The organism is Enterobacter wuhouensis (assembly GCF_004331265.1).
In the GTDB taxonomy this organism is placed as follows: Bacteria; Pseudomonadota; Gammaproteobacteria; order Enterobacterales; family Enterobacteriaceae; genus Enterobacter; species Enterobacter wuhouensis.
Map to the genome: position 1 here is coordinate 1 of NZ_SJOO01000020.1, position 26,286 is coordinate 26,286.

General features: G+C 50.7%; 47 protein-coding genes. 7 read left to right on the plus strand and 40 right to left on the minus strand.

Annotated features, from left to right (window positions below; translation table 11 throughout):
* Nucleotides 1-201: 201 nt before the first annotated feature.
* Nucleotides 202-771, plus strand: coding sequence for a gamma carbonic anhydrase family protein (locus tag E0L20_RS22870; RefSeq protein ID WP_131635913.1), 570 nt, complete (start codon nucleotides 202-204; stop codon nucleotides 769-771).
* On the opposite strand, the gene E0L20_RS22875 is transcribed toward E0L20_RS22870, so the two are convergent.
* The 6 genes from E0L20_RS22875 to dprA are packed head-to-tail and all read right to left on the minus strand — an operon-like array spanning nucleotide 732 to nucleotide 4,516.
* The gene (locus E0L20_RS22875; RefSeq protein ID WP_131635914.1) at nucleotides 732-980 is read right to left on the minus strand and encodes a DUF1488 family protein; all 249 of its coding nucleotides are present in this window, start codon (nucleotides 978-980) and stop codon (nucleotides 732-734) included. The two genes, E0L20_RS22870 and E0L20_RS22875, sit on opposite strands and share 40 nt — an antisense overlap.
* Nucleotides 977-1,795: a shikimate dehydrogenase gene (gene aroE / locus E0L20_RS22880; RefSeq protein ID WP_131635925.1), complete on the minus strand. Its 819-nt coding sequence runs from the start codon at nucleotides 1,793-1,795 to the stop codon at nucleotides 977-979. Before aroE ends, E0L20_RS22875 begins: the two co-directional genes overlap by 4 nt.
* 4 nt (nucleotides 1,796-1,799) lie before the next feature.
* Nucleotides 1,800-2,372 carry an L-threonylcarbamoyladenylate synthase type 1 TsaC gene (gene tsaC, locus E0L20_RS22885; protein ID WP_131635915.1) on the minus strand — a complete coding sequence of 191 codons (573 nt, stop codon included), beginning with the start codon at nucleotides 2,370-2,372 and terminating at the stop codon, nucleotides 1,800-1,802.
* The gene (locus tag E0L20_RS22890) at nucleotides 2,365-2,919 is read right to left on the minus strand and encodes a DNA topoisomerase family protein (protein ID WP_131635916.1); all 555 of its coding nucleotides are present in this window, start codon (nucleotides 2,917-2,919) and stop codon (nucleotides 2,365-2,367) included. The genes tsaC and E0L20_RS22890 overlap by 8 nt, the downstream gene beginning before the upstream one ends.
* A 27-nt stretch (nucleotides 2,920-2,946) precedes the next feature.
* Nucleotides 2,947-3,420 (minus strand): DUF494 family protein Smg, encoded by a 474-nt coding sequence (gene smg / locus E0L20_RS22895; protein WP_014072048.1) that lies wholly within the window; start codon nucleotides 3,418-3,420, stop codon nucleotides 2,947-2,949.
* Complete coding sequence (gene dprA, locus E0L20_RS22900; protein WP_131635926.1) at nucleotides 3,392-4,516, minus strand: DNA-protecting protein DprA; 1,125 nt, start codon at nucleotides 4,514-4,516, stop codon at nucleotides 3,392-3,394. The genes smg and dprA overlap by 29 nt, the downstream gene beginning before the upstream one ends.
* A 127-nt stretch (nucleotides 4,517-4,643) precedes the next feature.
* On the opposite strand from dprA, the gene def reads away from it, so the two are divergent.
* The 5 genes from def (at nucleotide 4,644) to mscL (ending at nucleotide 9,425) form a co-directional block, all read left to right on the plus strand.
* Nucleotides 4,644-5,153 (plus strand): peptide deformylase, encoded by a 510-nt coding sequence (gene def, locus E0L20_RS22905; protein WP_028018484.1) that lies wholly within the window; start codon nucleotides 4,644-4,646, stop codon nucleotides 5,151-5,153.
* A 25-nt stretch (nucleotides 5,154-5,178) separates the two neighbouring features.
* Nucleotides 5,179-6,126 carry a methionyl-tRNA formyltransferase gene (gene fmt, locus E0L20_RS22910; RefSeq protein WP_131635917.1) on the plus strand — a complete coding sequence of 316 codons (948 nt, stop codon included), beginning with the start codon at nucleotides 5,179-5,181 and terminating at the stop codon, nucleotides 6,124-6,126.
* A gap of 52 nt (nucleotides 6,127-6,178) precedes the next feature.
* Complete coding sequence (gene rsmB, locus E0L20_RS22915) at nucleotides 6,179-7,465, plus strand: 16S rRNA (cytosine(967)-C(5))-methyltransferase RsmB (RefSeq protein ID WP_131635918.1); 1,287 nt, start codon at nucleotides 6,179-6,181, stop codon at nucleotides 7,463-7,465.
* 22 nt (nucleotides 7,466-7,487) lie between these two features.
* Nucleotides 7,488-8,864, plus strand: a complete 1,377-nt coding sequence (trkA, locus tag E0L20_RS22920; RefSeq protein ID WP_131635919.1) for a Trk system potassium transporter TrkA — start codon at nucleotides 7,488-7,490, stop codon at nucleotides 8,862-8,864.
* A 147-nt stretch (nucleotides 8,865-9,011) separates the two neighbouring features.
* Nucleotides 9,012-9,425, plus strand: a complete 414-nt coding sequence (mscL, locus tag E0L20_RS22925) for a large-conductance mechanosensitive channel protein MscL (RefSeq protein ID WP_131635920.1) — start codon at nucleotides 9,012-9,014, stop codon at nucleotides 9,423-9,425.
* On the opposite strand, the gene E0L20_RS22930 is transcribed toward mscL, so the two are convergent.
* The 31 genes from E0L20_RS22930 to rpsJ form a co-directional block, all read right to left on the minus strand.
* A complete protein-coding gene (locus tag E0L20_RS22930) occupies nucleotides 9,422-9,640 on the minus strand; it encodes an alternative ribosome-rescue factor A (protein WP_131635921.1) in 219 nt (72 codons plus the stop codon). The genes mscL and E0L20_RS22930 overlap by 4 nt on opposite strands.
* A 57-nt stretch (nucleotides 9,641-9,697) precedes the next feature.
* On the minus strand, nucleotides 9,698-10,123 hold the full coding sequence (gene zntR, locus E0L20_RS22935; protein WP_131635922.1) for a Zn(2+)-responsive transcriptional regulator: 426 nt from the start codon (nucleotides 10,121-10,123) through the stop codon (nucleotides 9,698-9,700).
* A 2-nt stretch (nucleotides 10,124-10,125) separates the two neighbouring features.
* Complete coding sequence (locus E0L20_RS22940; protein WP_131635923.1) at nucleotides 10,126-10,494, minus strand: DnaJ family domain-containing protein; 369 nt, start codon at nucleotides 10,492-10,494, stop codon at nucleotides 10,126-10,128.
* A gap of 107 nt (nucleotides 10,495-10,601) precedes the next feature.
* Nucleotides 10,602-10,985, minus strand: coding sequence for a 50S ribosomal protein L17 (gene rplQ, locus E0L20_RS22945; protein ID WP_001216368.1), 384 nt, complete (start codon nucleotides 10,983-10,985; stop codon nucleotides 10,602-10,604).
* A 40-nt stretch (nucleotides 10,986-11,025) separates the two neighbouring features.
* Nucleotides 11,026-12,015, minus strand: a complete 990-nt coding sequence (locus E0L20_RS22950) for a DNA-directed RNA polymerase subunit alpha (protein ID WP_002919219.1) — start codon at nucleotides 12,013-12,015, stop codon at nucleotides 11,026-11,028.
* Nucleotides 12,016-12,040: 25 nt separating this feature from the next.
* Nucleotides 12,041-12,661 (minus strand): 30S ribosomal protein S4, encoded by a 621-nt coding sequence (gene rpsD / locus E0L20_RS22955; protein WP_004868345.1) that lies wholly within the window; start codon nucleotides 12,659-12,661, stop codon nucleotides 12,041-12,043.
* Nucleotides 12,662-12,694: 33 nt separating this feature from the next.
* Nucleotides 12,695-13,084, minus strand: coding sequence for a 30S ribosomal protein S11 (gene rpsK / locus E0L20_RS22960; protein ID WP_003863312.1), 390 nt, complete (start codon nucleotides 13,082-13,084; stop codon nucleotides 12,695-12,697).
* Between the two features lie 16 nt (nucleotides 13,085-13,100).
* Nucleotides 13,101-13,457, minus strand: coding sequence for a 30S ribosomal protein S13 (gene rpsM / locus E0L20_RS22965; protein ID WP_003863308.1), 357 nt, complete (start codon nucleotides 13,455-13,457; stop codon nucleotides 13,101-13,103).
* A 146-nt stretch (nucleotides 13,458-13,603) separates the two neighbouring features.
* Nucleotides 13,604-13,720, minus strand: coding sequence for a 50S ribosomal protein L36 (rpmJ, locus tag E0L20_RS22970; protein ID WP_000868187.1), 117 nt, complete (start codon nucleotides 13,718-13,720; stop codon nucleotides 13,604-13,606).
* 31 nt (nucleotides 13,721-13,751) lie between these two features.
* Nucleotides 13,752-15,083: a preprotein translocase subunit SecY gene (gene secY, locus E0L20_RS22975; protein ID WP_003863305.1), complete on the minus strand. Its 1,332-nt coding sequence runs from the start codon at nucleotides 15,081-15,083 to the stop codon at nucleotides 13,752-13,754.
* 7 nt (nucleotides 15,084-15,090) lie between these two features.
* Nucleotides 15,091-15,525 (minus strand): 50S ribosomal protein L15, encoded by a 435-nt coding sequence (rplO, locus tag E0L20_RS22980; RefSeq protein ID WP_003863304.1) that lies wholly within the window; start codon nucleotides 15,523-15,525, stop codon nucleotides 15,091-15,093.
* A 3-nt stretch (nucleotides 15,526-15,528) separates the two neighbouring features.
* The gene (gene rpmD, locus E0L20_RS22985; RefSeq protein ID WP_003863301.1) at nucleotides 15,529-15,708 is read right to left on the minus strand and encodes a 50S ribosomal protein L30; all 180 of its coding nucleotides are present in this window, start codon (nucleotides 15,706-15,708) and stop codon (nucleotides 15,529-15,531) included.
* Between the two features lie 6 nt (nucleotides 15,709-15,714).
* Nucleotides 15,715-16,215 carry a 30S ribosomal protein S5 gene (gene rpsE, locus E0L20_RS22990; protein ID WP_003863299.1) on the minus strand — a complete coding sequence of 167 codons (501 nt, stop codon included), beginning with the start codon at nucleotides 16,213-16,215 and terminating at the stop codon, nucleotides 15,715-15,717.
* Between the two features lie 14 nt (nucleotides 16,216-16,229).
* On the minus strand, nucleotides 16,230-16,583 hold the full coding sequence (gene rplR / locus E0L20_RS22995; RefSeq protein ID WP_003863297.1) for a 50S ribosomal protein L18: 354 nt from the start codon (nucleotides 16,581-16,583) through the stop codon (nucleotides 16,230-16,232).
* A gap of 9 nt (nucleotides 16,584-16,592) precedes the next feature.
* Nucleotides 16,593-17,126, minus strand: a complete 534-nt coding sequence (gene rplF, locus E0L20_RS23000; protein WP_006178917.1) for a 50S ribosomal protein L6 — start codon at nucleotides 17,124-17,126, stop codon at nucleotides 16,593-16,595.
* A 12-nt stretch (nucleotides 17,127-17,138) separates the two neighbouring features.
* Nucleotides 17,139-17,531: a 30S ribosomal protein S8 gene (gene rpsH, locus E0L20_RS23005; protein WP_006178918.1), complete on the minus strand. Its 393-nt coding sequence runs from the start codon at nucleotides 17,529-17,531 to the stop codon at nucleotides 17,139-17,141.
* A gap of 30 nt (nucleotides 17,532-17,561) precedes the next feature.
* Nucleotides 17,562-17,867 (minus strand): 30S ribosomal protein S14, encoded by a 306-nt coding sequence (gene rpsN, locus E0L20_RS23010; RefSeq protein ID WP_003863291.1) that lies wholly within the window; start codon nucleotides 17,865-17,867, stop codon nucleotides 17,562-17,564.
* A 14-nt stretch (nucleotides 17,868-17,881) separates the two neighbouring features.
* Nucleotides 17,882-18,421: a 50S ribosomal protein L5 gene (rplE, locus tag E0L20_RS23015; RefSeq protein ID WP_001096206.1), complete on the minus strand. Its 540-nt coding sequence runs from the start codon at nucleotides 18,419-18,421 to the stop codon at nucleotides 17,882-17,884.
* 14 nt (nucleotides 18,422-18,435) lie between these two features.
* Nucleotides 18,436-18,750, minus strand: coding sequence for a 50S ribosomal protein L24 (gene rplX / locus E0L20_RS23020; protein WP_003863287.1), 315 nt, complete (start codon nucleotides 18,748-18,750; stop codon nucleotides 18,436-18,438).
* A gap of 10 nt (nucleotides 18,751-18,760) precedes the next feature.
* Nucleotides 18,761-19,132 (minus strand): 50S ribosomal protein L14, encoded by a 372-nt coding sequence (gene rplN, locus E0L20_RS23025; protein ID WP_002919748.1) that lies wholly within the window; start codon nucleotides 19,130-19,132, stop codon nucleotides 18,761-18,763.
* 166 nt (nucleotides 19,133-19,298) lie between these two features.
* A complete protein-coding gene (gene rpsQ, locus E0L20_RS23030; RefSeq protein ID WP_008503489.1) occupies nucleotides 19,299-19,553 on the minus strand; it encodes a 30S ribosomal protein S17 in 255 nt (84 codons plus the stop codon).
* Entirely contained in the window at nucleotides 19,553-19,744 is a 192-nt protein-coding gene (gene rpmC / locus E0L20_RS23035; protein ID WP_003863282.1) for a 50S ribosomal protein L29, read from the minus strand. The genes rpsQ and rpmC overlap by 1 nt, the downstream gene beginning before the upstream one ends.
* Complete coding sequence (gene rplP / locus E0L20_RS23040) at nucleotides 19,744-20,154, minus strand: 50S ribosomal protein L16 (protein ID WP_002919759.1); 411 nt, start codon at nucleotides 20,152-20,154, stop codon at nucleotides 19,744-19,746. Before rplP ends, rpmC begins: the two co-directional genes overlap by 1 nt.
* A 12-nt stretch (nucleotides 20,155-20,166) precedes the next feature.
* On the minus strand, nucleotides 20,167-20,868 hold the full coding sequence (gene rpsC, locus E0L20_RS23045; protein ID WP_000529945.1) for a 30S ribosomal protein S3: 702 nt from the start codon (nucleotides 20,866-20,868) through the stop codon (nucleotides 20,167-20,169).
* Between the two features lie 17 nt (nucleotides 20,869-20,885).
* Nucleotides 20,886-21,218 (minus strand): 50S ribosomal protein L22, encoded by a 333-nt coding sequence (gene rplV / locus E0L20_RS23050; protein ID WP_002919773.1) that lies wholly within the window; start codon nucleotides 21,216-21,218, stop codon nucleotides 20,886-20,888.
* A 14-nt stretch (nucleotides 21,219-21,232) separates the two neighbouring features.
* Nucleotides 21,233-21,511, minus strand: a complete 279-nt coding sequence (gene rpsS / locus E0L20_RS23055; protein WP_001138117.1) for a 30S ribosomal protein S19 — start codon at nucleotides 21,509-21,511, stop codon at nucleotides 21,233-21,235.
* A gap of 16 nt (nucleotides 21,512-21,527) precedes the next feature.
* The gene (gene rplB / locus E0L20_RS23060) at nucleotides 21,528-22,349 is read right to left on the minus strand and encodes a 50S ribosomal protein L2 (RefSeq protein ID WP_008457150.1); all 822 of its coding nucleotides are present in this window, start codon (nucleotides 22,347-22,349) and stop codon (nucleotides 21,528-21,530) included.
* A 17-nt stretch (nucleotides 22,350-22,366) separates the two neighbouring features.
* The gene (gene rplW / locus E0L20_RS23065) at nucleotides 22,367-22,669 is read right to left on the minus strand and encodes a 50S ribosomal protein L23 (protein ID WP_000617546.1); all 303 of its coding nucleotides are present in this window, start codon (nucleotides 22,667-22,669) and stop codon (nucleotides 22,367-22,369) included.
* The gene (gene rplD, locus E0L20_RS23070) at nucleotides 22,666-23,271 is read right to left on the minus strand and encodes a 50S ribosomal protein L4 (RefSeq protein ID WP_003031119.1); all 606 of its coding nucleotides are present in this window, start codon (nucleotides 23,269-23,271) and stop codon (nucleotides 22,666-22,668) included. Before rplD ends, rplW begins: the two co-directional genes overlap by 4 nt.
* A 10-nt stretch (nucleotides 23,272-23,281) precedes the next feature.
* A complete protein-coding gene (rplC, locus tag E0L20_RS23075; protein ID WP_006178923.1) occupies nucleotides 23,282-23,911 on the minus strand; it encodes a 50S ribosomal protein L3 in 630 nt (209 codons plus the stop codon).
* Nucleotides 23,912-23,943: 32 nt separating this feature from the next.
* Nucleotides 23,944-24,255 carry a 30S ribosomal protein S10 gene (gene rpsJ, locus E0L20_RS23080; RefSeq protein ID WP_001181005.1) on the minus strand — a complete coding sequence of 104 codons (312 nt, stop codon included), beginning with the start codon at nucleotides 24,253-24,255 and terminating at the stop codon, nucleotides 23,944-23,946.
* A gap of 380 nt (nucleotides 24,256-24,635) precedes the next feature.
* Here rpsJ and E0L20_RS23085 point away from each other — a divergent pair, with 380 nt between their 5' ends.
* The gene (locus E0L20_RS23085) at nucleotides 24,636-25,109 is read left to right on the plus strand and encodes a prepilin peptidase (protein WP_131635924.1); all 474 of its coding nucleotides are present in this window, start codon (nucleotides 24,636-24,638) and stop codon (nucleotides 25,107-25,109) included.
* Here E0L20_RS23085 and bfr read toward each other — a convergent pair.
* The 3 genes from bfr to E0L20_RS23100 all read right to left on the minus strand — a co-directional run.
* A complete protein-coding gene (gene bfr, locus E0L20_RS23090) occupies nucleotides 25,093-25,569 on the minus strand; it encodes a bacterioferritin (protein ID WP_003863270.1) in 477 nt (158 codons plus the stop codon). The two genes, E0L20_RS23085 and bfr, sit on opposite strands and share 17 nt — an antisense overlap.
* Before the next feature lie 72 nt (nucleotides 25,570-25,641).
* Nucleotides 25,642-25,836 (minus strand): bacterioferritin-associated ferredoxin, encoded by a 195-nt coding sequence (gene bfd / locus E0L20_RS23095; protein WP_003863268.1) that lies wholly within the window; start codon nucleotides 25,834-25,836, stop codon nucleotides 25,642-25,644.
* A 179-nt stretch (nucleotides 25,837-26,015) separates the two neighbouring features.
* The coding region (locus tag E0L20_RS23100) for an EF-Tu C-terminal domain-related protein (protein WP_001750987.1) at nucleotides 26,016-26,286 on the minus strand (271 nt) is incomplete at its 5' end.

The following is a 26,286-nucleotide window of genomic DNA, read 5'->3' on the forward strand; positions in this document are numbered from 1 at the left end:
CCGCCGTGTCGATGGAGGCGCATTATAGGGATCCCAGTTTTTAGCACAAGCATTTTTTAGATCTTTTTTACCGACTGCTGATTTTCCGTGCTTTTCGCTGAAATCCCGCCCGATCTGCTTAAATATTGACGCGTTTTGCCTTGCCTCGATCCCATAAAACGATCAAAGTCTTCTGTATAGCGCCCATCTGTCGAGGTAGATATGTCTGTTGTCTTACGTCCTTATAAAGATCTTTTCCCCAAAAAAGGCGATCGCGTGATGATCGACGCCAGCAGTGTGGTCATCGGCGATGTCCGAATGGCCGACGACGTTAGCATCTGGCCATTGGTTGCGATCAGGGGAGACGTTAACTATGTCTCAATCGGCGCCCGCACCAATATTCAGGACGGCAGCGTTCTGCATGTCACCCATAAATCCGCCTATAACCCGGAAGGTAATCCACTAATCGTTGGAGAAGATGTTACCGTCGGCCATAAAGTAATGCTCCACGGCTGTACGATCGGAAACAGAGTACTGGTTGGTATGGGTTCGATTTTACTGGATGGCGTAATAGTAGAAGATGACGTAATGATTGGCGCCGGCAGTCTTGTCCCGCAAAACAAACGACTGGAAAGTGGTTATCTCTATTTAGGTAGCCCGGTGAAACAGATCCGCCCCTTAAAAGAGGCGGAGATAGAGGGATTGAAATACTCAGCAAACAACTATGTCAAATGGAAGAATGACTATCTGGATCAAGATAACCAGACCCAGCCCCGATCGTCTTCCTGCTGATCGCGAATTAAATCGCTGGCATCCTCTTCCAGATCCCAGCGATTTTCGCAAAACACCTCTAGCGGATTCGAACCACCAAAGCGACTCAGCAACGCTTCCCCACTGATAGCGCAGGTAAGCTGCATGCCGTGCACCAACACCGGGAAGCAGACCGCTTGTTCACTCTCATCCCAGGTTTCTCGGTCAGGGAAGTGGATCGCCTGGTTCACGCCTTCAGTTCCTGTTTCAACTTTTCGATTACCGGTTCGACAGCAGGTAACACGCCGTGCCAAAGCAGAACTGCGTGTGCCGCCTGACCCACCAGCATACCCAAACCGTCAGCAAGGTGTTTGGCGCCGTGCTGTTCACACCAGTTTAGAAATGGTGTCTTACCGTTCTGATAAAACATGTCGTAGAAATAGGTGTGTGCGCTCACGAGCGAAACAGGGATTGCCGGTACCTCACCACCAATGCCGCTCGACGTGGCGTTGATGACGAGATCGAACTCGCGATCGTCAAGATCGTCTAGCGCTACCGCACTCACGCTCCCCGTATGGGCAAACAATGCTGCCAGCTCTTCCGCCCGGGAGAAGGTTCGGTTGGTAATGGTCACCGCACAATCCAATGAAAGTAAAGGAAGCAGTACGCCCCGCGATGCCCCACCAGCACCAATCAGCAGAACCCGATAACCGGGTTTGATAAATGACAGTCGCTCTAGATCGCTCAGCAGACCTATCCCGTCGGTGTTATCGCCAAGAAGACGACCATCCTCAAGCCGTTTGAGCGTGTTCACCGCTCCCGCAAGAGCGGCGCGTTCCGTCAGCTCATCTGCGCGTTCGAATGCTTCTTCCTTAAAAGGCACCGTCACGTTCGCACCTTGTCCGCCCGCGTTAAAAAAGGCATTCAACGTAGCGATAAATGCATCAACAGGGGCCAGCACGCGTCCATAGGGATGGTCGATGTGCAGCTGGTCAGCAAACTGCTGATGGATTAACGGCGACTTGCTGTGTGCGATCGGATTACCAAAAACAGCGTAAGTTTCCATCATATTACCCCTGGCGAAAACGTTCGCCGGTCAGGGCGTCACGGATTTCCGACGGATTGAGGCGACCGCCTGTCTCACCAGCCGCCACCGGGAAATCATCCCCAAACTGCGCAAGCACTTCTTCGGTAGTCCGGCAAGGAGGCAACCCGGTCAGGTTGGCGCTGGTTGAAACCAGCGGTTTGCCAAACGCCTCACAGAGCTCCACCACCAGCGGATGGTCGGTTACGCGAACGGCGAGGGAGTCAAAACGCCCGGTCAACCAGCGCGGCGTCGTCGGCTGTGCCGGGAAAACAAAGGTTACTGGCCCAGGCCACGCGGAGAAGATGGTCTCCCGCTGTGCTGGCGTCAGCATGGAGTCATCAATATAAGGTTTAAGCTGCTCGAAGTTTGCAGCGATCAAAATCAGCCCTTTTTCGACGGGTCTTTGTTTGAGTGCAAGTAAGCGGCTCACGGCCCTTTCGCTATCAGGATCGCAACCGACCCCAAAAACAGCTTCTGTTGGATAAGCGATGACTTCTTCATTTTTCAGGACGTCCACAGCATGAGCAATGGAGCCTGATGGCAGGTTATTATTCACTGGTTTGATCCGCCGATACCGGCTTTCCACATTGTTTACTGGCGCAGAAATGTTTGATGCCTTGCGCCGATTTCTTCTCTATAAGCAGCGGATAGTTGCAATGAGGGCAGACGCCCGCTACCGGTTTGAAGTTGATAACGAACTGGCATTCAGGATAGCGATCGCAAGAATGGAAGGTCTTGCCAAAACGAGAACGACGCTGTACCAGTTGCCCCTGTTGGCACTGCGGGCAAGAAATAGCCGTTTCATCTGGTTTATCAATTTGTTCCGTATGTTCACATTCGGGATAGCGGCTACACCCAATAAACATTCCGTAACGGCCCTGGCGTAGCGCTAATTCACTTCCGCAGAGAGGACAAAGCTGCCCCTCCAGAATTTTAACGATATGTCCATCCGCCTGGCTTTTCAGGGGACGGACATAATCACATTCCGGATAGTGTGAACAACCGAGAAACGGACCGTGTTTCCCGGACCGAATGACAAGTTCAGCCCCGCACTGTGGGCAGGGCTCATTTTTATGCACCGTAAAAAGTGCTGATTTGGCCATAACAACTCTTGGTGCTACACATTTGAATTAGTGCAGCATACCTTCATTCACTTCAAAGAGTAATTCTTCCATTTGCTGATAGGCATTTTCACAGCCAGGTATATTGAACAGAACCATCAGGATCACCCACTTGAGGTCTTCCAGTTCGAATTCTGCAGTATCCAGCGCCATGACGCGCTCTATCACCATTTCTCTCGTTTCGAGGTTTAGCACCTGAATTTGCTCAAGGAATAAAATGAATCCCCGGCAGCTGGCATCCAGCCTTTCACACTCTTCCGCTGTATAAATACGCACTGACAATGGGTCAGAAGCAAGCTGCATCGGTTCGGCAAGGCCTTCCTGATAATCAGCCAGTTTTTCCAGCCACATCAACGCATTATATATATCTTCCCGCTCAAAGCCTGCATCGGTAAGATCCCGTGTCAATTTGTCCTGATCCACGCGCATTTCTGCTTCGTTGTGGATGTAAGTTTCAAACAAATACATCAGTACGTCGAACATGGCATGCCCTCCTTAATCGGACATAGCCGCCGGGTACAGCTGCGATCCACCCTGCTAACTCCAGTTCAAGTAGCTGTGCTACCGTTACTGGCACAGGTTGGCCGGCACGTTCAGCGACAACGTCAACAGGTGTTACCTCATCTCCTACGTTAGCCAGGAGCTTGGGAAATGGCAATGCTACCTCTTCCTTATCTGATGAATAATGTTGCTTTTCGGTTTCATCTGTTAACCAGTGCAAGCCATATCGCAAATTTTCGAGGATGTCTTCCACCCCAGTCGCTGGCGTAGCGCCTTGCTTGATCAGCCAGTGCGGCCCCTCACATCCAGGGTTACCTATCGGTCCGGGCAAGGCAAACACTTCTCGCCCCTGTTCAAGCGCACATCTTGCCGTCACCAACGACCCGCTGCGCAGTGCCGCTTCAACAACCAACACGCCATGACTCAATCCACTAATAATTCGATTGCGACGAGGAAAATTCCCCGGCCAGGGCTGAGTGGAGAGTGAGAATTCAGACACTATCGCCCCCTCCGACGCGATAAGTCGATCTGCCAGCTGCTGATGCCGGCGAGGGTAAATGCTAAAAAGCCCGTTGCCCAGAACCGCAATACTGCACCCTTTTACCGAAAGCGCGGCGTTATGGGCAACGCCGTCAATACCGCAGGCCAGCCCGCTGGTTATTGTAAAGCCGCATTGTGAAAGTTGTTCACACAGTATCTTGCCCCACCGTTCGCCGTACCAGGAGGGCGCGCGCGTGCCGACCACTGCCAGTTGAACGGTATTCAGCGCATCAAGATTACCTTTAACGAACAGCGCCCCAGGAAAATCAGGAATCGTTCGCAATAACGGTGGATAGAGAGGGTCGTTTGCGGTTACCAGGTGGTTATCTGGCTGTTCAATCCACATAAGGCTGCGCTCAAGCTCTTGTTCATCAAGCGCAAAAAAGCGCCCTGCCTGCTTTGCTGACAGCCCGGATTCACGGGCCGCCGTTCCATCAATCGTTGCTTGTTTAAGCAGACGCAACGCCACTTCCAGCATTGCATCACCACATAAAGAACCCACGTTTATCAGCCGTAACCATATCTCTGTAGATGTCATCCTTTTCCCTGCCATAAGCAGCCTCCGCAATCATTGCGATTGGTCACTGATGCTGTCAATCGATGGGGGATTTGTCTAGAATAGAGATAATATTCTTATCAACTCCTGAACACGACTCTGGAAATTTATGGCAGTTTTGCAAGTGTTACATATTCCGGACGAGCGCCTTCGCATCGTCGCTGAACCGGTTAAAGAAGTGAATGCAGAAATTCAGCGTATCGTCGATGATATGTTCGATACCATGTATGCCGAAGAAGGCATCGGCCTGGCGGCAACTCAGGTAGATATTCACAAACGTATTATCGTGATCGACGTTTCTGAAAATCGCGATGGTCGCCTGGTGCTGATCAACCCTGAACTGCTCGAAAAGAGCGGCGAAACAGGGATTGAAGAAGGCTGCTTGTCCATTCCGGAACAGCGTGCTTTAGTGCCGCGTGCGGAAAAAGTGAAAATTCGCGCCCTGGATCGCGACGGTAACCCGTTCGAGCTGGAAGCAGACGATCTGCTCGCCATTTGTATTCAGCATGAGATGGATCACCTGGTCGGTAAACTGTTTATCGATTACCTCTCCCCCCTGAAGCAGCAGCGTATTCGTCAGAAAGTAGAAAAACTGGATCGTATGCGTTCTCGCGCGTAACGTCCCCCCGGATACAAGGAACAACGTGTCTAAAACACTACGTATTATCTTCGCGGGTACTCCTGATTTTGCAGCGCGTCATCTTGACGCGCTGTTATCGTCTGGTCACCAGGTTGTTGGCGTGTTTACCCAACCAGATCGCCCGGCAGGTCGCGGCAAAAAGCTCATGCCGAGCCCGGTGAAAGTGCAGGCAGAAGAGCACGGAATAGCCGTATTCCAGCCATCATCCTTGCGCCCTCAGGAAAATCAGCAATTAGTGGCTGATCTGAATGCAGACGTGATGGTGGTTGTCGCCTTCGGTTTGATTTTGCCAAAAGCCGTGCTTGATATGCCTCGTCTCGGTTGTGTGAATGTCCATGGTTCTCTCCTCCCGCGCTGGCGTGGAGCGGCACCAATCCAGCGTTCTCTGTGGGCTGGTGATGCTGAAACTGGCGTCACAATCATGAAGATGGATGTAGGCTTAGATACTGGCGACATGCTGTATAAGCTGTCCTGTCCAATTACGGCCGACGATACCAGCGCCACGCTTTACGACAAGCTAGCCGATCTTGGCCCTCAGGGGCTTATCGAAACGCTGCAACAGCTTGCTGACAATACCGCAAAACCGGAAGTGCAGGATGAAGCGCAGGTCACCTATGCTGAAAAGCTGAGTAAAGAAGAAGCGCAGATCGATTGGTCCCTTCCCGCTGCTCAGCTTGAGCGCAATATTCGCGCCTTCAATCCGTGGCCTATGAGCTGGATGATGATTGATGAGCAACCGGTGAAGGTCTGGAAAGCCTCCGTTATTGATTGCCCTGTCACTGCTGAACCGGGGACAATAATCGAAGCGAACAAGCAGGGTATCCAGGTTGCGACATCAGAAGGCATTTTAAACCTTGAGTCGCTGCAGCCCGCAGGTAAAAAAGCGATGAGCGCGCAGGACCTGTTAAATTCTCGTCGCGAGTGGTTTATTCCTGGCAACCGTCTTGCCTGAAAACGTTCATCTTTAAAGCCCGGAGTTTCCGGGCATTTTTATTTTTACGGTTATGAAAAAACAAAACTTACGCAGTATGGCGGCGCAGGCCGTTGAAAAAGTGGTCGAGCAGGGTCAGTCGCTGAGCAATGTCCTGCCTGCGCTGCAGCAAAAAGTGTCCGATAAAGATAAAGCGTTGCTCCAGGAGCTATGCTTCGGGGTTTTGCGCACCCTTTCCCAGCTTGAATGGCTGGTTAATAAGCTGATGTCACGCCCTATGACGGGCAAACAGCGTACCGTGCATTATTTGATTATGGTTGGCTTCTACCAGCTTCTTCATACCCGTATTCCACCGCATGCCGCGCTGGCAGAAACGGTTGAAGGTGCTGTGGCGATTAAGCGCCCGCAGTTGAAAGGCTTGATCAACGGGGTACTGCGTCAATTTCAACGGCAACAGGAAGAATTGCTGACTGAATTTTCCCAGAGCGAAACCCGTTTTCTTCACCCTGAGTGGCTCCTGAAGCGCCTCAAAAAGGCGTATCCGCAGAAGTGGCAGGAAATTGCTGAAGCTAATAACCAGCGCCCGCCCATGTGGCTACGCGTCAACCGCAATCATCATACCCGCGATGCCTGGCTGGCTTTGTTGGAAGACGCCGGAATGAATGGCTTTACGCATGAAGCCTACCCTGACGCCGTGCGCTTAGCGGCTCCTGCACCTGTGCACGCATTACCCGGTTTTGAAGACGGCTGGGTAACCGTGCAGGATGCTTCCGCTCAGGGCTGCATGACCTGGCTTGAACCGAAAAATGGTGAGCACATCCTTGACCTCTGCGCTGCACCTGGAGGCAAAACCACCCATATTCTGGAAGTCGCGCCACAAGCCAACGTCATGGCGGTCGATGTTGATGAGCAGCGCCTTTCACGCGTCTACGATAACCTGAAGCGTCTGGGTATGAAGGCGCAGGTCAAACAGGGTGACGGACGTAAACCTGCAGAATGGTGCGGCGAGACGCAGTTCGATCGCATATTGCTCGACGCTCCTTGCTCTGCAACGGGTGTAATACGACGTCATCCGGATATCAAGTGGTTGCGACGCGATCGCGATATTCCAGAGCTTGCGCAGCTGCAAGCTGACATTCTCGACGCCATTTGGCCACATCTGAAATCCGGCGGAACGCTGGTCTATGCAACCTGCTCCGTGCTTCCGGAAGAGAACAGTCAACAAATTTCAGCCTTCCTGAAACGTACTCCTGATGCTGCTCTGCACGATACGGGAACGCCGGAACGCCCAGGCCAGCAAAACCTGCCGGGTGCTGAAGAGGGTGATGGCTTCTTTTACGCTAAGCTAATCAAAAAGTGATGTTGAGAACGGGTCGCGAGATATGAAGATTATCATTCTGGGTGCTGGACAGGTTGGCGGGACGCTGGCGGAAAATCTTGTCGGTGAAAATAACGACATCACGATTGTAGACACCAATGGCGACCGGCTGCGCGTCTTGCAGGACAAATTTGACCTTCGCGTCGTGCAGGGGCATGGGTCGCATCCACGCGTGCTTCGTGAAGCGGGGGCCGACGATGCCGACATGCTGGTTGCCGTTACCAGCTCAGACGAAACCAATATGGTCGCCTGTCAGGTCGCTTACTCACTCTTCAACACGCCAAACCGAATCGCTCGCATCCGTTCTCCGGACTATGTCCGGGATGCGGAAAAGCTCTTTAATTCAGAAGCAGTCCCTATCGACCATCTGATTGCACCTGAGCAGCTGGTTATAGACAGCATTTACCGCCTGATCGAATACCCGGGTGCATTGCAGGTTGTTAACTTTGCTGAAGGGAAGGTGAGCCTGGCCGTGGTAAAAGCCTATTATGGCGGGCCACTTATCGGTAACGCATTGTCCACGATGCGCGAGCACATGCCGCATATTGATACCCGCGTCGCCGCCATTTTCCGCCACGACAGGCCGATTCGCCCACAGGGTTCAACAATCGTAGAAGCGGGAGATGAGGTCTTCTTTATCGCCGCATCTCAGCATATCCGCGCCGTTATGAGTGAACTCCAGCGCCTTGAAAAACCTTACAAGCGCATCATGCTGGTTGGGGGGGGTAATATCGGTGCGGGTTTGGCACACAGGCTTGAAAAAGATTACAGCGTGAAGCTGATCGAACGCGATCAACAGCGCGCTGCAGAACTTGCTGAAAAGCTGCAAAATACGATCGTATTTTATGGTGATGCATCGGATCAAGAGTTATTGGCAGAAGAGCATATTGATCAAGTCGATCTGTTTATTGCCGTTACCAATGACGACGAAGCAAATATCATGTCCGCGATGCTCGCCAAACGCATGGGGGCGAAAAAAGTAATGGTGCTGATACAGCGCCGTGCCTATGTTGATCTCGTGCAGGGGAGCGTGATTGATATTGCGATTTCACCGCAGCAAGCGACGATTTCTGCACTGCTCAGTCACGTTCGTAAAGCGGATATTGTCGGCGTTTCATCGTTACGCCGTGGGGTTGCTGAAGCTATAGAAGCGGTAGCACACGGGGATGAAAGCACGTCACGCGTGGTCGGCCGTTCCATCGATGAAATTAAGCTGCCACCGGGCACCATCATCGGCGCCGTCGTGCGTGGGAATGATGTCATGATTGCCAATGATAATTTACGTATTGAGCAAGGTGACCACGTAATTATGTTCCTTACCGATAAAAAATTTATTACCGACGTCGAACGTTTATTCCAGCCAAGTCCTTTCTTCCTTTAATGTATCGGGTGCTCGTCAAACAGCACCCGAATATTAACCTTCTATTTAATATGCCATCTATTTTTTCATAACGATTATTTATCCCCAATGGCAAATGGCTAATCATTTGTTAAACTTATAGTCGTCAGCTGGCACAAGGAGAACATAATGAGTTTTATTAAAGAATTTCGCGAATTTGCGATGCGCGGGAATGTAGTGGATTTGGCGGTGGGTGTCATTATTGGTGCCGCATTCGGCAAGATCGTTTCATCACTCGTAGCAGACATTATCATGCCACCGTTGGGGCTGTTAATTGGGGGCATTGATTTCAAACAATTCGCCGTCACGCTTAGGGATGCGCAGGGTGATGTCCCGGCAGTTGTTATGCACTACGGTGTATTTATCCAGAATATTTTTGATTTCGTGATTGTAGCGTTTGCTATTTTTATGGCCATCAAGCTTATCAACAAGCTTAACCGTAAAAAAGAAGAGCCGGCAGCAGCGCCGCCCGCCCCCACTAAAGAAGAAGTTCTGCTTACTGAAATTCGCGATCTGTTAAAAGAGCAGAATAGCCGCACTTAACAGAGGCTAAAAGCAGGAAGGCCAGTGGTAAATAAGCGATTCGCTTGCTTGCCACTGGCCTCCCAGTTACCCCGATTTGCATGTTTGCCTTTACGCAGATAACTTCCTTTTCCCTTCTTATTTTTTTCTACGCGTTGCCTGAAGAGCGGGTCGTGAAGCAGTGCCTCAATGGCGTTATCCTTAATTTGTCCTTTCGTATGCTGATAGCGGCTCATAGTTTCTCCTGAGCGTGGTTTATGTTGACGCGAGTCTAGACTTCGATTGATTAAAAATCAACAGCTCTGAGTTTCGATACTGGCACCCTGTTCAAGCGCCTCCAGAATAGAGCAGTAAACGCTGCTGTGCGCCGTACCGCAGCAAGCATCATTCAATCTTTGCAGGGAACGCTGCATAGTTTGCAATTCCTGAATTCGAGCTTCAACCTCATCCAGCCGAGCCTGAACGATGCTTTTCGATTCCTGGCAGGTATGGTGTTCCGGATCAACACGGATCGATAATAGCTCGCGTATCGATTCCAGCGTGAAGCCGAGCTGCCTGGCATAACGGATAAACCGCAGCCGCTGCAGATCGTTATCAGTGTAAAGACGGAATCCGCCTTCGGTCCGTACCTCATGATCGATCATCTGCTGCTTTTCGTAGTAACGGATGGTATCCGGCGTCACGTTAGCAAGCCTTGCAAGTTCACCGATACGGTACATGACTATTCCTCATTTATTCTCTGCATTAATCTGCCACTATACTCGCCGTGTAAAAAAGCAGTGCTCACCCCCGCCTGACGGAGCTTAAGTTCAATCAACGTGAGTCTGCGGCTCAGCTCAGCATGTCGTGGATCGTCTTTACGAATACCTTTTAGCAGATCAGAAAGCTCAATCGCTTCTTTTCGCTGCTCAAGTTCCGGAGGCAAACACCCTGCATTTTTAAGTAAGCGATATCCAGCCCGTAATTCAGGTGCAATGTGCGAATCATCTCCAAGCTCAAGAGGTTCGCCGCTTCCAGGAAGATTATCGAATTCTCCTTTGCGCTGGGCATCACTGATATGGCGTTCTGCCCACTGGTCGAGCAACCACATAATGACCTCCAGAGGATGAACAGAAAAGATACAGCTATTGTAGATAAGTGGGGATTCAGCGGATATAAAAAAACCCGCCGAGGCGGGTTTTTTTACGTTACTGCAGATTACTCTGCAGCAGCTTCTGCTTTCTCTGAACGATCAACCAGCTCGATGTAAGCCATCGGCGCGTTGTCGCCTGCACGGAAACCACACTTCAGAATGCGAGTGTAACCACCGGCACGGCTCGCGAAACGCGGGCCCAGTTCGTTAAACAGTTTTGCCACGATCTCGTTATCACGAGTACGGGCGAATGCCAGACGACGATTAGCAACGCTGTCAGTCTTGGCAAGAGTAATCAGCGGCTCAACTACGCGACGCAGCTCTTTCGCTTTAGGCAGGGTCGTCTTGATGATCTCATGACGAACCAGTGAACCTGCCATGTTGCGGAACATAGCCTGGCGATGGCTGCTGTTGCGGTTCAGTTGACGACCACTCTTACGATGGCGCATGACCTTATCCTTCTCAGTAAAACCTTAACCTGTGATCCGGTTACTCGTCAGCAATGCTTGCCGGTGGCCAGTTTTCCAGGCGCATGCCCAGAGACAGACCACGTGAAGCCAGCACGTCTTTAATCTCGGTAAGAGATTTTTTACCCAGGTTCGGCGTTTTCAGCAACTCAACCTCGGTACGCTGTACCAGATCACCGATATAGTGGATAGCTTCTGCCTTGAGGCAGTTAGCAGAGCGGACAGTCAATTCGAGATCGTCAACAGGGCGCAGCAGGATCGGATCGAATTCTGGTTTCTCTTCTTTCACTTCCGGCTGACGTACATCACGTAAGTCAACGAAAGCTTCCAGTTGTTCTGCCAGGATGGTTGCCGCACGACGAATCGCCTCTTCAGGATCGATTGTGCCGTTGGTTTCCATTTCGATGACCAGCTTGTCCAGGTCGGTACGCTGTTCTACACGCGCTGCTTCAACATTGTAGGCAATACGCTCTACAGGGCTGTAGCATGCGTCGACCAGCAGACGGCCGATTGGGCGCTCATCTTCTTCCGAATGAATTCGGGCAGAAGCCGGCACATAACCACGACCGCGCTGAACTTTGATACGCATGCTAATAGCTGCGTTCTCATCGGTCAGGTGGCAGATCACGTGCTGCGGCTTGACGATTTCAACATCACCGTCGTGGGTGATGTCGGCTGCAGTCACAGGGCCAATGCCAGATTTATTCAGAGTAAGAATAACTTCATCTTTACCCTGAACTCTCACCGCCAGCCCTTTCAGGTTGAGCAGGATTTCAAGGATATCTTCCTGAACGCCTTCTTTGGTGCTGTACTCATGAAGTACACCATCAATCTCAACCTCGGTCACCGCGCAACCCGGCATCGATGAGAGCAGAATACGGCGCAGTGCGTTACCCAGAGTATGGCCAAAGCCACGCTCTAAAGGCTCAAGGGTCACCTTGGCGTGCGTCGAACTCACTTGCTCGATATCTACCAGGCGCGGTTTTAGAAACTCTGTCACAGAACCCTGCATTGTGTCCTCTCTTTGGTACTAAGCTTTACTTGGAGTAAAGCTCGACGATCAGGTGTTCGTTAATGTCCGCAGACAGATCAGAACGTTCTGGCTGACGCTTGAACGTACCTTCCATCTTGCCAGCATCAACTTCCAGCCAGGTTGGCTTTTCACGCTGCTCAGCCAGCTCCAGAGCGGCCTTCACGCGAGATTGCTTTTTCGCTTTCTCACGAATGCTAACAACGTCATTCGCTTTAACCTGATAAGAAGCGATGTTAACAACACGACCGTTTACCATGATTGCTTTGTGGCTAACCAGCTGACGTGATTCAGCACGAGTAGCGCCGAAGCCCATACGGTATACAACGTTGTCCAGACGACCTTCCAGCAGAGCCAGCAGGTTTTCACCCGTGTTGCCTTTCAGACGTGCTGCTTCTTTATAGTAGTTACGGAACTGACGCTCCAGCACACCGTACATACGGCGAACTTTTTGCTTTTCACGCAACTGCACACCATAGTCAGACAGACGCGGTTTACGCGCACCGTGCTGGCCAGGAGCTTGTTCAATTTTACACTTGGTATCGATCGCGCGAACGCCAGACTTAAGGAATAAGTCGGTGCCCTCACGACGGCTCAGCTTGAGCTTAGGACCCAAATATCTTGCCATTTTCTATCTCCAACTAACCTAAAAAACGGAGCGTTATACGCGACGTTTTTTCGGCGGACGACAACCGTTATGAGGGATCGGAGTCACATCAGTAATATTCGTGATGCGGAAACCAGCGGCGTTCAGAGCGCGAACAGTAGATTCACGACCCGGACCCGGACCTTTAACCATAACTTCCAGATTCTTGATGCCGTATTCTTTTACGGCTTCTGCGCAACGCTCTGCTGCAACCTGAGCTGCGAACGGAGTGGATTTGCGAGAACCACGGAAACCGGAACCACCGGCTGTTGCCCAACCCAATGCGTTACCCTGACGATCAGTAATAGTAACGATGGTGTTGTTGAAAGAAGCATGGATATGAGCCACGCCGTCAGAGACTTGTTTTCTTACACGTTTACGTGCACGAACTGGTGCCTTTGCCATTATTCAATCACCCCGATTATTTCTTGATCGGTTTGCGCGGACCCTTACGGGTACGTGCGTTGGTCTTAGTACGCTGACCGCGCACTGGCAGACCACGACGATGACGCAAACCGCGATAGCAACCAAGATCCATCAGGCGCTTGATGCTCATGCTGATTTCACGGCGCAGATCACCTTCAACGACAAATTTGGCAACTTCGTCACGCAGCGTGTCGATTTGTTCTTCAGACAGCTCACTGATCTTAACATCTTCAGCGATACCCGCTGCAGCCAGAATGGCTTTAGAACGGGTCTTGCCGACGCCGTAGATCGAAGTTAATGCGATCACAGCATGTTTCTGATCAGGAATGTTAATGCCTGCTATACGGGCCACTATGCACTCCTACTATTTAATATGTACGCACCATGCTGAAAAGCCCGTTTTCAGGATACTCAAATGGAAACGTACAGACATACAAAAGATTGGCTGGCTAATCTAGCCAGCTCAACCCAACTTTGCAAGAAAAATATGCGAAATAATCAGCCTTGGCGCTGTTTATGCTTCGGCTCGGCACTGCAAATCACACGGATGACACCATCACGCTTAACGATTTTGCAGTTACGGCATAATTTCTTGACGGAAGCACGAACTTTCATTTTTACTCTCCGTAACTTCTCAGACGACCATTTAGCGGCCGTAGCCTTTCAGGTTCGCCTTTTTCAATGCAGACTCATACTGACTCGACATCATCAGAGTTTGCACTTGAGCCATAAAGTCCATAATCACGACAACAACGATAAGCAGCGAGGTCCCACCGAAGTAGAACGGCACTTTCATCGCATCACGCATGAACTCCGGGATCAGGCAGATAAAAGTAATATAAAGCGCACCAACCAAAGTCAGGCGAGTCATTACTTTATCGATATACTTCGCCGTTTGCTCTCCCGGACGAATTCCTGGTACAAATGCACCGGACTTCTTCAGGTTATCTGCTGTTTCACGCGGGTTGAAGACCAACGCCGTGTAGAAGAAACAGAAGAAGATGATCGCAGACGCATAGAGTAACACATAAAGTGGTTGCCCAGGCTGCAAATACAGCGAAATTGTTGTCAGCCAGTTCCAACCAGTCCCGCCCCCGAACCATGACGCGATGGTCGCCGGGAACAGAATAATACTGGAAGCGAAGATAGCCGGGATAACCCCCGCCATGTTCACTTTCAGCGGTAAATGTGTGCTCTGTGCAGCATAGACACGACGACCTTGCTGACGTTTAGCGTAGTTCACCACAATGCGGCGTTGACCACGTTCAACGAAGACAACAAAGAACGTCACTGCAAATACTAATACTGCAACCAACAGCAACAGGAGGAAGTGCAGGTCGCCTTGACGCGCTTGCTCGATAGTATGGGCGATGGCTGGCGGGAGGCCCGCAACAATACCGGCGAAGATAATGATTGAGATACCGTTACCGATACCACGCTCAGTAATCTGTTCGCCGAGCCACATCAGGAACATAGTCCCTGTGACCAGACTTACAACAGCGGTGAAGTAGAATGCAAAGCCTGGGTTTAACACCAGGCCCTGCATACCAGGCATATTCGGCAGACCGGTAGCAATACCGATCGACTGGAATATTGCCAGCACCAGAGTACCGTAACGGGTGTACTGACTAATCTTACGACGTCCAGACTCCCCTTCTTTCTTCAGCTCTGCCAGGGCCGGATGAACGACCGTCAGCAGCTGGATAATAATAGATGCCGAAATGTACGGCATAATACCCAATGCGAAGATAGAAGCACGGCTGAGAGCACCACCAGAGAACATGTTGAACATTTCAATGATGGTGCCTCGCTGTTGCTCAAGCAGTTTGGCAAGTACAGCGGCATCGATACCAGGGATCGGAATAAAAGAGCCAATACGGAACACAATCAGCGCGCCGATAACAAACAGCAGTCTGCGTTTCAGCTCGCCAAATCCACCTTTGGCACTTTGAAAATCTAATCCCGGTTGCTTAGCCATCTGCTACTTATTCCTCAATTTTACCGCCAGCAGCTTCGATAGCAGCACGAGCACCTTTAGTAACACGCAGGCCACGAACAGTTACCGGAGTAGAAACTTCACCAGCCAGGATCACTTTCGCGAACTCGATCTGGATACCGATAATGTTTGCTGCTTTCAGCGTGTTCAGGTCTACAACGCCGCCTTCAACTTTCGCCAGGTCAGACAGACGGATTTCCGCTGTGATCGCTGCTTTGCGAGAGGTGAAGCCGAACTTCGGCAGACGACGGTACAGTGGCATCTGGCCACCCTCGAAACCGCGACGTACGCCACCGCCAGAACGAGAGTTCTGACCTTTGTGACCACGACCACCGGTTTTACCGAGGCCAGAACCGATACCACGACCCAGGCGTTTACCCGCCTTTTTAGAGCCTTCGGCCGGAGACAGAGTATTTAAACGCATCTCTTACTCCTCAACTTTAACCATGAAGTAAACCGCGTTGACCATACCACGTACAGCAGGAGTATCCTCGCGCTCAACGGTATGACCAATACGACGCAGACCCAGGCCAAGCAGCGTTGCCTTGTGTTTCGGCAGACGACCGATTGCACTGCGGGTTTGAGTGATTTTAATAGTCTTTGCCATGGTCAATTACCCCAGAATTTCTTCAACGGATTTACCACGCTTGGCAGCGACCATTTCTGGAGAATTCATATTTTCCAGGCCATCAATAGTTGCACGAACCACGTTGATCGGGTTGGTGGAACCATATGCTTTAGCCAGAACGTTATGAACTCCAGCAACTTCCAGAACGGCGCGCATTGCACCACCGGCGATGATACCGGTACCTTCTGAAGCTGGCTGCATGAATACACGAGAACCCGTGTGAACACCTTTAACTGGGTGTTGCAGGGTGCCGTTGTTCAGCGCGACGTTAATCATATTGCGACGGGCTTTTTCCATCGCTTTCTGGATCGCTGCTGGAACTTCACGCGCTTTACCGTAACCAAAACCAACGCGACCGTTACCATCACCAACTACAGTCAGAGCTGTGAAGGAGAAAATACGACCACCTTTTACGGTTTTAGATACGCGGTTAACCGCGATCAGCTTTTCCTGCAGTTCGCCAGCCTGTTTTTCGATGTGAGCCATCTTACACCTCTACCTTAGAACTGAAGGCCAGCTTCACGGGCAGCATCTGCCAGTGCCTGGACACGACCATGATATTGGAACCCGGAACGGTCAAAGGAAACATTGCTGATGCCTTTTTCCAGAGCGCGTTCTGCAACAGCTTTACCTACAGCTGCAGCGGCGTCTTTGTTACCGGTGTACTTCAATTGTTCTGAGATAGCTTTTTCTACAGTAGAAGCAGCTACCAGAACTTCAGAACCGTTCGGTGCAATTACCTGTGCGTAAATATGACGCGGGGTACGATGTACCACCAGGCGAGTTGCACCCAGCTCTTTGAGCTTGCGGCGTGCGCGGGTCGCACGACGGATACGAGCAGATTTCTTATCCATAGTGTTACCTTACTTCTTCTTAGCCTCTTTGGTACGCACGACTTCGTCGGCGTAACGAACACCCTTGCCTTTATAAGGCTCAGGACGACGGTAGGCGCGCAGATCTGCTGCAACCTGACCGATCAGCTGTTTATCAGCGCCTTTCAGCACGATTTCAGTTTGAGTCGGACATTCTGCAGTGATACCGGCCGGCAGCGGATGCTCAACAGGGTGTGAGAAGCCCAGAGACAGGCCTACTGCATTCCCTTTGATAGCTGCACGATAACCTACACCAACCAGCTGAAGCTTTTTAGTGAAGCCTTCGGTAACACCAACAACCATTGAGTTCAGCAGGGCACGCGCGGTACCAGCCTGAGCCCATCCATCCACGAAACCATCACGTGGACCGAAGGTCAGAGCATTATCTGCATGTTTAACTTCAACAGCATTGTTGAGGGTACGAGTCAGCTCGCCGTTTTTACCTTTGATCGTAATAACCTGACCGTCGATTTTTACATCAACGCCGGCAGGAATAACGACCGGTGCTTTAGCAACACGAGACATTCTTTCCTCCGATTAGGCTACGTAGCAGATAATTTCGCCACCAAGACCAGCCTGGCGCGCTGCACGATCAGTCATAACACCTTTAGAGGTAGAAACAACTGCGATACCAAGGCCAGCCATAACTTTCGGCAGCTCATCTTTTTTCTTATAGATGCGCAGACCTGGGCGGCTGACACGCTGAATGCTTTCTACAACAGCTTTACCCTGGAAATACTTGAGAGTAAGTTCCAGTTCCGGCTTGGTGTCGCCTTCAACTTTAAAATCTTCGATAAAACCTTCTTCCTTCAGCACGTTGGCAATTGCCACTTTCAGCTTGGCGGAAGGCATGGTGACCGCAACTTTGTTCGCGGCCTGACCGTTACGGATACGGGTCAGCATATCCGCGATCGGATCTTGCATGCTCATCTGTCTTTACTCCCGTGATTCAATTGGTAATTACCAGCTAGCCTTTTTCAAGCCTGGTACTTCACCGCGCATGGCGGCTTCACGCAGTTTGATACGGCTCAACCCAAACTTGCCCACATAACCATGTGGACGACCTGTTTGACGACAGCGGTTACGCTGACGAGACGGGCTGGAATCACGCGGCAGAGACTGCAGCTTGAGAACCGCATTCCAACGATCTTCGTCGGAAGCGTTCACATCAGAAATGATCGCTTTCAGTTCAGCGCGTTTAGCGAAGAATTTATCAGCTAAAGCTACGCGCTTTACTTCGCGTGCTTTCATTGATTGCTTAGCCATTCAGTAACCCTACCTTACTTGCGGAACGGGAAGTCAAAGGCAGCCAGCAGAGCACGGCCTTCTTCGTCAGATTTCGCAGTAGTGGTAATGGTAATATCCAAACCACGCACGCGGTCGACTTTATCGTAGTCGATTTCTGGGAAGATGATCTGCTCACGGACACCCATGCTGTAGTTACCACGACCGTCGAAAGACTTAGCGGACAAGCCACGGAAGTCACGGATACGTGGAACAGCAATAGTGATCAGGCGCTCAAAGAACTCCCACATGCGTTCGCCACGCAGAGTTACTTTACAGCCGATCGGATAGCCCTGACGGATTTTGAAGCCTGCAACTGATTTGCGTGCTTTGGTGATCAACGGCTTTTGACCGGAGATTGCTGTCAGGTCAGCTGCTGCGTTATCCAGCAGTTTCTTGTCAGCGATCGCTTCACCAACACCCATGTTCAGGGTGATCTTCTCGACCCGAGGGACTTGCATGACAGAATTGTAGTTAAACTCAGTCATGAGTTTGTTAACTACTTCGTCTTTGTAGTAATCATGCAGTTTCGCCATCGTACTACTCCAAATTACTTGATAGTTTCGCTGTTAGACTTGAAGAAACGGACTTTTTTGCCGTCTTCGAATCTAAAGCCTACACGGTCAGCCTTGCCGGTAGCCGCATTGAAGATTGCAACGTTAGAAACCTGAATAGCAGCTTCTTTTTCAACGATGCCGCCTGGTTGGTTCAGGGCCGGAACCGGCTTCTGATGTTTCTTAACCAGGTTGATACCTTCAACGACAAGTTTGCCGGAAGACAGAACATTTTTTACTTTACCGCGTTTACCTTTATCTTTACCGGTTAACACGATAACTTCGTCATCACGACGGATTTTCGCTGCCATGATTCGCTCCTTAGAGTACTTCTGGTGCCAGAGAGATAATTTTCATGAACTTCTCAGTACGAAGTTCACGAGTTACCGGCCCAAAGATACGCGTGCCGATAGGCTGCTCGCTGTTATTGTTTAAAATAACGCATGCATTACCATCGAAGCGAATGACAGAACCGTCAGGGCGACGAACACCCTTCTTGGTGCGCACCACTACCGCCTTCAGCACATCACCTTTTTTGACCTTACCACGTGGAATTGCTTCCTTGATGGTGATCTTGATGATGTCGCCTACGCCTGCGTAGCGACGGTGCGAGCCACCCAGAACCTTGATACACATTACGCGACGTGCACCGGAGTTGTCGGCGACGTTCAGCATAGTCTGTTCTTGGATCATTTTAGTGCTCCGCTAATGTCAACTACTACCTGAGACTCTAAAATCAGAGCCGTTAAAAAGCCCCATATCGAGGGCGCGGCATTATAACACCGCTTCTGCAATATGGGTAGAAAAAATAAACGGCTCATCACTGAGCCGTTTATTCGTATTGAGAATGCGTACTCTATTACAGAACCGCTTTCTCTACAACGCGAACCAGCGTCCAGGACTTAGTCTTGGACAGTGGACGGCATTCACGGATTTCAACCTTGTCGCCGATACCACATTCGTTGTTCTCGTCATGTACGTGCAGTTTGGTCGTACGTTTGATGAATTTACCGTAGATCGGATGTTTCACAATACGTTCGATAGCTACAACAATGGATTTCTCCATTTTGTCGCTAACAACACGACCTTGCAGAGTACGGATTTTATCGGTCATTACGCACCCGCCTTCTGAGTCAGTAAAGTCTTAACGCGTGCAACATTGCGACGCACTTGCTTCAGCAGGTGAGTCTGTTGCAGCTGGCCACTTGCAGCCTGCATACGCAGGTTGAACTGCTCACGCAGCAGGTTCAGCAGCTCAGCGTTCAGCTCTTCAACGCTTTTTTCACGCAGCTCTTTTGCTTTCATTACATCACCGTCTTAGTTACAAAGGTGGTTTTGATAGGCAGTTTCGCTGCTGCCAGGCCGAAGGCTTCACGGGCCAGCTCTTCCGGAACACCGTCCATTTCATAAAGGACTTTGCCCGGTTGGATCAAGGCAACCCAGTACTCCACGTTACCTTTACCTTTACCCATACGAACTTCCAGTGGCTTCTCGGTGATCGGTTTGTCCGGGAATACACGGATCCAGATCTTACCTTGACGCTTAACTGCACGGGTCATTGCACGACGTGCTGCTTCGATCTGACGTGCAGTCAGACGACCACGGCCAACAGCTTTCAGACCGAAAGTGCCGAAGCTAACATCCGTACCCTGCGCCAGACCACGGTTGCGGCCTTTGTGCACTTTACGGAATTTTGTACGCTTTGGTTGTAACATCAGCGACGCTCCTTATTTACGGCCTTTACGCTGCTGCTTTTTAGGTTGAGCAGCCGGTTTTTCCGGTTGTTCAACAGCAGCCATACCACCCAGGATCTCACCTTTGAAGATCCATACCTTAACGCCGATTACACCGTAAGTGGTGTGCGCTTCAGAGGTGTTGTAGTCAATGTCAGCACGCAGAGTGTGCAGCGGTACGCGACCTTCGCGGTACCATTCGGTACGTGCGATTTCCGCGCCGCCCAGACGGCCGCTAACTTCAACTTTGATACCTTTAGCGCCCAGACGCATTGCGTTCTGTACAGCACGCTTCATAGCACGACGGAACATAACGCGACGTTCCAGCTGTGAAGTGATGCTATCAGCAACCAATTTAGCGTCCAGTTCAGGCTTACGAACTTCAGCGATATTGATCTGTGCAGGAACGCCAGCGATATCCGCTACGACCTTGCGCAGTTTTTCTACGTCTTCGCCTTTCTTACCGATAACGATGCCAGGACGAGCAGTGTGAATAGTCACACGGATGCTCTTAGCTGGACGCTCGATAACGATACGAGATACAGACGCTTTAGCCAGTTCCTTAGTCAGGTACTGACGTACTTTAAAATCGCTGTCCAGGTTGTCAGCGAATTCTTTGGTGTTCGCAAACCAGGTTGAGTTCCATGGTTTTACAATACCCAGGCGAATACCATTAGGATGTACTTTCTGACCCATTGCTAGTCTCCAGAGTCTCAGCGATCGGACACAACCACAGTAATGTGGCTGGTGCGCTTCAGGATGCGATCTGCACGACCTTTCGCACGCGGCATAATGCGCTTCATGCTTGGGCCTTCATCTACGAAAATTTTCGCAACTTTCAGATCGTCGATGTCAGCGCCATCGTTGTGTTCAGCGTTAGCAATGGCAGATTCCAGTACTTTCTTGACCAATACCGCAGCTTTCTTGTTGGTATAGGTCAGGATGTCCAGGGCCTGCGACACTTTCTTACCGCGAATCAGGTCAGCAACAAGGCGAACCTTCTGAGCAGAAGAACGAGCATGGCGATGTTGAGCTAAAGTTTCCATCTCTTCCTCCTACCTTATTTCTTCTTCGCTTTTTTATCAGCAGCGTGGCCGCGATAAGTACGAGTCGGTGCGAATTCACCCAGTTTGTGACCAACCATTTCGTCGGTAACAAAGACTGGAACGTGCTGACGACCATTATGGACAGCGATGGTCAAACCGATCATGTTAGGAAAGATCGTTGAACGACGGGACCAAGTGCGCAGGGGCTTCTTGTCTCCGCTTTCCACCGCTTTCTCTACCTTCTTCAGCAAGTGCAGGTCAATAAAAGGACCTTTCTTGAGAGAACGTGGCATGGCTTATCCTCTAAAATTATTTGCTACGGCGACGTACGATAAATTTATCAGTACGCTTGTTGCTGCGGGTCTTCTTACCTTTGGTCTGAACGCCCCACGGAGATACCGGGTGCTTACCAAAGTTACGACCTTCACCACCACCATGTGGGTGGTCGACTGGGTTCATCGCAGTACCGCGAACGGTAGGACGAACACCACGCCAGCGTGCAGCACCTGCTTTACCCAGAACGCGCAGCATATGCTCAGCATTGCCAACTTCGCCCAGGGTAGCGCGGCAGTCTGCTTCGACTTTACGCATTTCACCAGAACGCAGACGCAGGGTGACATAAGCACCGTCACGCGCAACGATCTGAACGTAAGTACCAGCGGAACGTGCCAGCTGACCGCCTTTACCTGGTTTCATTTCTACGTTATGAACGGTAGAACCAACCGGGATATTGCGCATCGGCAGGGTGTTACCTGCTTTGATTGCAGCATCAACGCCAGACTGAATCTGGTCGCCAGCTTTCAGGCCTTTAGGGGCCAGAATGTAACGGCGTTCGCCATCTTTGTACAGAACCAGCGCGATGTTCGCGGAACGGTTCGGATCGTACTCAAGACGCTCAACAACTGCTGGGATACCGTCTTTGTTGCGTTTGAAGTCAACAATACGATAAGCCTGCTTGTGGCCACCACCGATGTGACGAGTGGTGATACGGCCATTGTTGTTACGACCACCGGATTTGCTGTTTTTTTCCAGCAACGGAGCAAAAGGTTTGCCCTTGTGCAGCTCAGGGTTGACCACTTTAACGACGTGGCGACGACCCGGAGATGTCGGTTTACATTTAACAACTGCCATTGTATTACTCCTCCGACTTACTCAGCGCCGCCAACGAAGTCCAGGTTCTGGCCTTCTTTAAGGGTGACGTAAGCTTTTTTCCAGTCGCTACGACGACCGATACGCTGTCCGTGACGTTTAACTTTCCCTTTAACGACCAGGGTGTTAACGACTTCGACTTCGACTTCAAACAGTTTCTGCACAGCAGCTTTGATCTCTGCTTTGGTCGCGTCTTTAGCAACTTTGAGAACGATGGTGTTTGTTTTTTCCATCGCAGTAGACGCTTTTTCAGAAACGTGCGGTGCGCGAAGCACCTTCAGCAGACGTTCTTCACGAATCATGCCAGCATCTCCTCAACTTGCTTAACAGCATCAGCAGTCATTACGACTTTGTCGAAGGCGATCAGGCTAACCGGGTCGATACCAGTCGCATCGCGTACGTCAACCTTGTGCAGGTTACGTGCGGCCAGGAACAGGTTCTCGTCCAGCTCACCGGTGATGATCAGCACATCTTCCAGAGCCATGTCTTTCAGTTTCTGTGCCAGCAGCTTAGTTTTAGGCGCTTCAACAGAGAATGATTCGACAACGATCAGACGATCCTGACGTACCAGTTCGGACAGGATGCTTTTCAGCGCGCCGCGGTACATCTTTTTGTTAACTTTTTGACTGTGGTCCTGTGGACGCGCAGCGAAGGTCACGCCACCTGAACGCCAGATCGGGCTCTTGATAGAACCTGAACGCGCACGGCCGGTACCTTTCTGGCGCCATGGCTTTTTGCCAGAACCAGTTACTTCAGCACGAGTCTTCTGAGCACGAGTACCCTGACGAGCACCAGCTGCATAAGCAACAACAACCTGGTGAACCAGCGCTTCGTTGAAATCACGACCGAAGGTAGTTTCGGAAACAGTCAGCGCGCTCTGCGCGTCTTTCAATACTAATTCCATTGCTATCCCCTTACGCCTTCACAGCTGGTTTAACGATCAGGTCGCTACCGGTTGCACCCGGAACTGCACCTTTAACCAGCAGCAGGTTGCGCTCAGCGTCAACACGTACTACGTCCAGGCTCTGAACGGTCACACGTTCGTTACCCAGCTGACCTGCCATTTTCTTGCCTTTGAACACTTTGCCCGGAGTCTGGTTCTGACCGATTGAACCCGGAACGCGGTGAGACAAGGAGTTACCGTGAGTAGCGTCCTGGGTACGGAAGTTCCAGCGCTTAACGGTACCAGCAAAACCTTTACCTTTAGAGGTACCGGTTACGTCAACTTTTTTAACGTCAGCAAACAGCTCAACGCTAATGTCCTGACCTACGGTGAACTCTTCGCCTTCAGCAAGACGGAATTCCCACAGACCACGGCCAGCTTCTACGCCAGCTTTAGCGAAGTGACCCGCTTCTGGTTTGGTTACACGGTTAGCTTTTTTAGCACCAGTGGTCACCTGAACAGCGCGGTAGCCATCGTTAGCCAGATCTTTAACCTGAGTAACGCGGTTTGCTTCAACTTCGATTACGGTTACTGGGATTGAAACGCCATCTTCAGTGAAGATGCGGGTCATGCCCACTTTTTTACCGACTAAACCAATCATTGTATCAACCTCTCAATCGCTCGATGACCTGATTAACCCAGGCTGATCTGCACGTCTACACCGGCAGCCAGATCCAGACGCATCAGAGCATCAACGGTTTTCTCAGTTGGCTCAACGATGTCAACCAGACGCTTGTGAGTGCGGATTTCGTACTGATCACGCGCGTCTTTGTTGACGTGCGGGGAGATCAGAACGGTGAAGCGCTCTTTGCGGGTCGGCAGCGGGATCGGACCACGGACTTGCGCACCAGTGCGCTTAGCAGTCTCGACGATTTCCGCGGTTGATTGATCGATCAGACGATGATCAAACGCTTTAAGGCGGATACGGATTCTTTGGTTCTGCATGAGACCAGAGCTCCAATTATTTTATAAACGAAAATGATTACTCCTCAAACCCATTACGATTGATGGGAGAGTGTAACCGTTCTTACGTAGCTCCCCAATTGGGAGCATTGTTGAGCAACAAATTTGTTACTCTGGTTCAGATTGAACCCGCCGTCAATTACGACAAGCCCGCGCATTATACGTAAATCAGGGAAAGACGCAAGTGCCGTTTAGAAATTAAGCGCCAAAGCCACTGTTTGCGTGCGCCCTCGCAATATTCTAAGCAACGAATCCCATCGCATCTCTTGTTTTGAAAGCGCTACGCAAGTTTCACTTTTGCCCGTTGTCCGGCCAATGCGAAGCGCGGAGTATGCGCTGAAATCTTTTCAGAGGCTTACTCTATGCTAACCACCCTCCCCTTCCTGCTGCTTTATTTTTCTTTTTCTCTATTACTGGTACGAGAAGATATCCGGTTCGGTATTCTCCCTGATAAATACCTCTGCCCGCTGTTATGGTCAGGCCTGCTGTTCCAGCTCTGCATTCATCCAGATTTTCTTGCCAGTTCAGTGGTTGGCGCGATGGCGGGCTATGTTGGATTTGCTGTTATCTATTGGGGATATCGACTTATGTATGGACATGAAGGGATGGGCTATGGCGATGTAAAATACCTGGGCGCGCTTGGCGCATGGCATGGCTGGTGCGTGCTGCCGATAATGGCGTTCGTTGCTGCGCTCATGGCACTTCTGTGCCATCTGGCCATATCTACGCTCTCTCCGGCTAAACGGACATTAAAAAACCCACTGCCTTTTGGGCCATTTCTGGCGGCAGCGGGTTTATGCGTCGGCTGGCAAAATCTGATTAGCTTTCCACTTTAATCTGCGACTGGAGATAGTTCTGTAGGCCGATTTTGCTGATGAGATCCAGTTCGGTTTCCAGCCAGTCGATATGCCCTTCTTCGTCCGCCAGGATCTGGATCATCATATCGCGACTAACATAGTCGTGTACGCTGTCAGCATAGGCAATGGCTTCGCGAAGATCTTTCGCACCTTCGAGCTCCAGCCGGAGGTCCGAACGCAGCATCTCTTCGACATCCTCTCCGATGCCCAGCTTACCGAGATCCTGCAGGTTAGGAATGCCTTCGAGGAATAAAATACGCTCAATGTATTTATCGGCGTGTTTCATCTCATCGATGGACTCATGGTATTCAACATCATTGAGGCGAGTCAGACCCCAGTTTTTGAACATTCTTGCATGGAGAAAATACTGATTGATTGCGACAAGCTCATTTCCCAATAATTTATTGAGATAACTTATGATTTTAACATCACCTTTCATTATATAGTCCCTCCGCTTCCACTCATTGAAGCGTAGAACGGGCTACAGGGATGTCAAAAAAAAGATATGCGCTTAGGCGATCTCTTTGAATTCCGGGATCTGCATCAATTCGTCCTGCATAATTTCACGCGCGGCGCGCACGCACTTACCGCATTGATTTCCCACCGGAACAAACTTGCGAAGCTGCTGGAAGGACTGAGGCTGAAACTGACGAACGGCCTGACGAATTTTTTTGTCACTCACACCATTACATAAACAAACGTACATACAGACTCCCGTTCAAAATATGCGCAAAGTGTAAGTGAGAATGGTTATGATTACAATAGCACAAGCGGCGGGATACGGAACGGGTGCGGACAAAAAATGCGAAAATTTGTGACAAGCGCGTAATGACAAAAAACAAAAAAGGACGCCGAAGCGTCCTTTTTTCATTCAGGGATAATGAATTAGCCCAGAACTTTAGCAACAACACCCGCGCCAACGGTACGGCCGCCTTCGCGGATTGCGAAGCGCAGACCATCGTCCATTGCGATTGGGTGGATCAGGGTAACAACCATTTTGATGTTGTCGCCTGGCATTACCATCTCAACGCCTTCTGGCAGTTCGATGGTACCGGTCACGTCAGTTGTACGGAAGTAGAACTGTGGACGGTAGCCTTTGAAGAACGGAGTATGACGGCCGCCTTCGTCTTTGGACAGGATGTACACTTCAGATTCG